We start from the raw sequence: 5,852 nt of genomic DNA, 5'->3' as shown, positions 1-5,852 counted from the left end.
CAGCTCCTGGGTGGTCTCGACCTCTTCCACCCGCACCCCGGCGGGAAGCGCGGACAGGACGGCCGTGTCCACGTTGGCGCTCCCGAGGACCACCTCCGCACCGGCGGCGGCCGCGGCCGCCGCGAGTGCGACGCCCTGCTTGCCGGAGGAGCGGTTGCCCAGGAAGCGCACCGGGTCCAGCGGTTCGCGGGTGCCGCCTGCGGAGACGGCGACCATGAGGCCGGACAGCGGGCCGGGTGGGGCCGGGGGCTCTGCCGGCTGCGGTGCGGGAGCGTCTGCGACCGCCGCGAGTGCGGCCGCGACGATCTCCTCCGGCTCCGGCAGGCGGCCGGGCCCGGAGTCCGCGCCGGTGAGCCGGCCGGAGGCGGGCTCGATGACGGTCCAACCGCGGGAGCGCAGCACGGCCACGTTCTCCGCCGTGGCCGGGTGCTCCCACATCTGCGTGTGCATGGCGGGGGCGGCCACCACCGGGCACGTGGCGGTGAGCAGCGTCGCGGTGAGCATGTCGTCGGCCATGCCGGTGCGCGCCCGGGCCAGCAGGTCCGCCGTCGCGGGCGCGAGCACCACCAGATCGGCCTCGTGGCCCACCCGGACGTGCTCGACCTCGTCGACGCGCTCGAACACGTCGACGGAGACCGGCTGGCCGCTCAGGGCCTCCCAGGTGGGAGCGCCGACGAACCGGAGCGCGGCCCGGGTGGGGACGACCCGCACCTCGTGTCCGCGCTCCTTCAGCCCCCGCAGGACGTGCGCCGCCTTGTACGCGGCGATGCCCCCGGCGACTCCGAGGACGATCCTCACATCGAGTCGCCGGCCGCGGTGTCCGTGTCCTCCGCCGCGGGGAAGGCGTCGAGGGTCTCGCCGCCCAGCGCGTCCGCGAAGCCGTAGTCGTCGGCGAACACGGGCTCCTCCACGGGGGCGAAGTCCGCCTCGGTGGGCTCCCGCATGATGATCTTGCCCTCGTGGATCTCGCGGAAGGCGATGGAGAGGGGCTTCTCGTTGGGCTCCGGCGTCACGAGGGGGCCCACGTTCTCCAGCAGCCCCTCCTGGAGCTGGGCGTAGTAGGCGTTGATCTGGCGCGCGCGGCGCGAGCCCTCGACGACGAGCTCGTACTTCGACTCGGTGACGTCGAGCAGATCGTCGATCGGCGGGTTGGTGATTCCCTCGGGCGTACTGGTCACGGGTTCTCCCTCGTTGTCTGCGGCTGCAAGCCCATCAATTCTACTATCTCACGCGCGGCTGTGCTCACGTCGGTGTTGACGACGGTGCGGTCGAACTCGGATTCGGCCGCCAGCTCCACCTTCGCGGAGGCGAGCCTGCGCTCCTGCTCCTGGGCGGTCTCCGTGCCGCGTCCCACGAGCCGGCGGACCAGCTCCTCCCAGCTGGGCGGGGCGAGGAAGACGAACAGCGCCTCGGGCATCGCCTCCCGCACCTGCCGGGCCCCCTGCAGGTCGATCTCCAGCAGCGGGGACCCGCCCCGCGCGATCTCCTCCTCCACGGCGGCGCGCGGCGTGCCGTAGCGGTGGCGGCCGTGCACCACGGCGTACTCGAGCAGGCTCCCGGACTCGACCATCCGGTCGAACTCCTCCTCGCTGAGGAAGTGGTAGTGGACCCCGTCGACCTCACCCGGGCGCGGGGCGCGAGTGGTGGCGGAGACGGAGAACCAGACCTGGGGGTAGTGCTCGCGGATGTAGGAGCTGACGGTCCCCTTGCCCACGGCGGTGGGGCCCGCCAGTACTGTCAGTCGTGTCATTCGGCCTGTCTCTCGGGAAGCGGAAGCGCCTACGCGCCCTCGAAGTGCTCGAGGAGGCGCGCGCGCTGATGGACGCCCAGCCCCTTGATCCGCCGGGAGGCGGCGATGCCGTACTCCTCCATGAGGGCGGCGGCGCGCCGGTCCCCCACCTTCGGCATCGACCTCAGCAGGTCGTGGACCTTCATCTTCTCGAGCGCCTCGTCGCCGGACGCACGTGCGAGGACGTCCGACAGCGTGGTCTCGCCGTTCTTGAGGGCCGTCTTCACTGCGGCGCGCGCCTGCCTGGCCGCGAACGCCTTGTGCAGTGCGGCTTCCCTCTCCTGCGGGGTCAGATCCGGAAGTGCCACGGCTTCAGTCTCCTTGGTGAGGTGGTGGATGAGCGTGGAGCTGTGCGGTTGCCGCTCAGTCTACGCCCAGCGCCGCCGCCAGGTCATCCGCCGCGCGGACGATCCCCTCCCGGAGCGCGGAGTCCGAGGGGCCGAGGCCGCTGATCCCGCGCGAGCTGTTGACCGCCAGGCGGCCCTGCGCCCCGGCCTCGCCGAACAGCGCGCGGAGATCCTCCGCGCTCGCGCCCTGGGCCCCGTAGCCGGGGGTGAGGATCGGTCCGGCGAAGTCCGCCAGGCCGATCCCGAGCTCCCGTGCGGCCCCGCCCACCGTGGCCCCCACGACGAGCCCGAGGCGGGGCGCGGACGCTACGGCGTTGGCCGCCGCGGCCTCGGCGACCACCGTCCCGGCGACGGATCCGCCGTCCGCGGTGCGGGCGTGCTGGACCTGCGGACCGGACGGGTTCGAGGTGAGCGCGAGGACGAACGCCATGCCGTCGAACTCCGTCACCGCCTCGCAGACCGGAGCGAGCGAGCCGAACCCGAGGTACGGCGAGACGGTCACCGCGTCCGCCCGCAGCGGCGACTCGTGCGAGAGCCAGGCGGAGGCGTAGCCGGCCATGGTCGAGCCGATGTCCCCGCGCTTGGCGTCCGCGATGGCGAACAGGCCCGCCTCGCGAGCGGCCGCGAGGACCTCCTCGAGCACCGCGAAGCCGCGGGAGCCGAACCGCTCGTAGAGCGCGACCTGCGGCTTCACCACCCGGCACCGGCCGGAGGCGCCCACGGCCCCCAGCAGACGCAGGGAGAACTCGCGGGCGCCCGCCGGCGTGTCCGGCAGACCCCAGGAGGCGAGCTCGCCGGGGTGCGGGTCGAGGCCCACGCAGAGCGGGCTGCCGAGGAGGGCGGTCCGCAGGCGGGCGGGTGCGCCGCTCATGCGCCGCTCGCCGCCGGGGCCCAGTCCGCGTCCACGGCCCAGTCCTGCAGGGAGCGCACGTCCGCGTCCCCGCTGCGGATGGACTCGATGGCCGAGACCGCGGCCGCGAACTCCGCCACGGTCGTGAGCAGCGGCACCGCGGAGGAGGTGGCCGCGGCGCGCATCTCGTAGCCGTCGGCGCGCTCGGCGCGGCCGCCGGGCACGTTGACGACGAGGCCGAACCGGCCGGAGACGATGTCGTCGATGACGGTCCGCTCGCCGGCGGCCGCCTCGAAGTTCTTCGCCACCGTCTGCACCTCGATGCCGTAGCGCTGCAGCACCCCGGCCGTGCCGGCCGTCGCGACGATCTCGAAGCCGCGGTCGGCGAGTTGCTTGACGGGGAGCACGAGCGCCCGCTTGTCACGGTCGGCGACGGAGACGAACACCGCGCCCGTGGTCGGCAGCGCCGTGCCCGCGCCCAGCATCGCCTTCGCGAAGGCCTGCGGGAAGGTCGGGGCGATGCCCATCACCTCACCGGTGGAGCGCATCTCCGGTCCGAGCACGGAGTCGACCGCCTTGCCGTCCACGGTGCGGAAGCGGCGGAAGGGCAGCACGGCCTCCTTCACCGCGACGGGGTGGGTGAGCGGCAGGCGGGAGCCGTCGCCGGAGGCCGGCAGCAGGCTGCCGCGCAGGTCCGCGATGGAGCGGCCCGCCGCGAGCAGCGCGGCGGCCTTGGCCAGCGGCGCACCCGTCGCCTTCGAGACGAAGGGCACCGTGCGGGAGGCCCGCGGGTTGGCCTCGATGACGTAGAGCACGTCCGCGGAGACGGCGAACTGCATGTTGAGCAGGCCGCGCACGCCGGTGCCGGCGGCGATCCGCGCGGTGGCGGCCCGGACCTGCTCCAGCACCGCCTCGCCCAGCGTGAGCGGGGGCAGGATGCAGGCCGAGTCGCCGGAGTGGATGCCGGCCTCCTCGATGTGCTCCATGATGCCGCCGATGTAGACGTCCTCGCCGTCGTAGAGCGCGTCGACGTCGATCTCGATGGCGTCCTCGAGGAACCGGTCGACGAGCACCGGACGGTCCGCGGAGACCTCCGTGGCCGTCGCCATGTAGCTCAGCAGCTGCTCGCGGTCGTAGACGATCTGCATGCCGCGCCCGCCCAGGACGTAGGAGGGGCGCACGAGCACGGGGTAGCCGATCCCCTCCGCGATCTCCACGGCCTCCTCCGCGGTGATCGCGGTGCCGTGCTGCGGGGCCTGGAGGCCGGCCTCGGCGAGGACGGTGCCGAACTCCCGGCGGTCCTCGGCGAGGTCGATGGCCTCCGGCTGCGTCCCCAGCACCGGCACGCCCGCGGCCTTGAGGTCCGCGGCCAGGCCCAACGGGGTCTGCCCGCCGAGCGTGCACACGACGCCGGCGACGGGACCCGCGGCGAGCTCCGCCTGGTACACGGCGTAGACGTCCTCGAAGGTGAGCGGCTCGAAGTAGAGGCGGTCGGCCGTGTCGTAGTCCGTCGAGACCGTCTCCGGGTTGCAGTTGACCATGACGGTCTCGTAGCCGGCCTCACGCAGGGCCAGCGTCGCATGGACGCAGGAGTAGTCGAACTCGATGCCCTGGCCGATCCGGTTGGGCCCCGAGCCCAGGATGAGCACCGCCTCCCGCTCACGCGGCAAGACCTCGGTCTCCTCCTCGTAGCTCGAGTAGTGGTACGGGGTCTTCGCCTCGAACTCACCGGCGCAGGTGTCGACGGTCTTGTACACGGGGTGCAGACCGAGCGCGTGGCGCACGCCGCGGACCACGGACTCGTCGAGGTGCCGCAGGCGGGCGATCTGCGCGTCCGAGAGGCCGGTCTCCTTCGCCTCGCGCAGCAGCTCCGCCGTGAGCGCGGGGGCCGCGGCGACGGCGTCCGCGACGTCCTGCAGCTCGAGGATCTGCTCGAGGTACCAGGGGTCGATCCAGGACGCCTCGAAGACCTCCTCGACGCTCATCCCGGACGCCAGCGCGAGCCGCACCGAGTGGATGCGTTCCACCGTGGGGTGCGCCAGCGACGCACGCAGCTCCTCCCGCACACCCGGCTCGGAGAGGTCCACGCGCGCGGAGAAGTCGAACTCGCTGCCGGACTGTTCGAGCGAGCGCATCGCCTTGAGCAGTGCGGAGCCGAACGAGCGGCCCAGCGCCATGACCTCGCCCACGCTCTTCATGGTGGTGGTGAGCGTGGGGTCCGCGGCCGGGAACTTCTCGAACGCGAAGCGCGGGATCTTCACGACGACGTAGTCCAGCGCCGGCTCGAACGAGGCCGGGGTGACCTTCGTGATGTCGTTGGGGATCTCGTCGAGCGTGTAGCCCACCGCGAGCTTCGCGGCGATCTTGGCGATGGGGAAGCCGGTGGCCTTCGACGCGAGTGCGGACGAGCGCGAGACGCGCGGGTTCATCTCGATGACGACGATGCGCCCGTCGGCCGGGTTCACGGCGTACTGGATGTTGCAGCCGCCGGTCTCCACGCCCACCTCGCGGATGACGTCGATGCCGATGTCGCGCATCCGCTGGTACTCGCGGTCCGTGAGGGTGAGCGCCGGGGCCACCGTGATGGAGTCCCCGGTGTGGACGCCGACGGGGTCGAAGTTCTCGATCGAGCAGATGACCACGACGTTGTCGTTGCGGTCGCGCATGAGCTCGAGCTCGTACTCCTTCCAGCCGAGGATGGACTCCTCGAGGAGCACCTCGGTGGTGAGCGAGTCGTGGAGGCCGTCGCCGGCGATCCGGCGCAGGCCCTCCTCGTCGTAGGCCATGCCGGAGCCCAGCCCGCCCAGCGGGAAGGAGGGCCGCACGACCCTGGGGTAGCCGCGCGCGGCCGCGGCGGCGCGCGCCT

6 protein-coding genes are annotated in these 5,852 nt (G+C 72.9%); all 6 read right to left on the bottom strand.

The window, feature by feature from the left end:
- Positions 1-798 (bottom strand): bifunctional phosphopantothenoylcysteine decarboxylase/phosphopantothenate--cysteine ligase CoaBC (gene coaBC / locus Q0A33_RS14135; protein ID WP_291798126.1); only part of this gene is annotated, 798 nt, incomplete at its 3' end.
- Positions 795-1,178, bottom strand: coding sequence for a DNA-directed RNA polymerase subunit omega (gene rpoZ / locus Q0A33_RS14130; RefSeq protein WP_291798123.1), 384 nt, complete (start codon positions 1,176-1,178; stop codon positions 795-797). The genes coaBC and rpoZ, both read right to left, overlap by 4 nt.
- Positions 1,175-1,750 (bottom strand): guanylate kinase, encoded by a 576-nt coding sequence (gmk, locus tag Q0A33_RS14125; protein WP_291798120.1) that lies wholly within the window; start codon positions 1,748-1,750, stop codon positions 1,175-1,177. Before gmk ends, rpoZ begins: the two co-directional genes overlap by 4 nt.
- Positions 1,751-1,779: 29 nt before the next feature.
- Positions 1,780-2,097: an integration host factor, actinobacterial type gene (gene mihF / locus Q0A33_RS14120; protein WP_291798117.1), complete on the bottom strand. Its 318-nt coding sequence runs from the start codon at positions 2,095-2,097 to the stop codon at positions 1,780-1,782.
- A gap of 55 nt (positions 2,098-2,152) precedes the next feature.
- Positions 2,153-3,007 carry an orotidine-5'-phosphate decarboxylase gene (gene pyrF / locus Q0A33_RS14115; RefSeq protein ID WP_291798114.1) on the bottom strand — a complete coding sequence of 285 codons (855 nt, stop codon included), beginning with the start codon at positions 3,005-3,007 and terminating at the stop codon, positions 2,153-2,155.
- Positions 3,004-5,852 (bottom strand): carbamoyl-phosphate synthase large subunit (carB, locus tag Q0A33_RS14110; RefSeq protein ID WP_291798111.1); only part of this gene is annotated, 2,849 nt, incomplete at its 5' end. The genes pyrF and carB, both read right to left, overlap by 4 nt.

It is taken from the genome of Brevibacterium sp. (genome assembly GCF_022712115.1).
Lineage (GTDB): Bacteria > Actinomycetota > Actinomycetes > Actinomycetales > Brevibacteriaceae > Brevibacterium > Brevibacterium salitolerans.
Note: the sequence above shows the minus strand (reverse complement) of the source record. Positions and strands in the feature narration are given on the sequence as shown.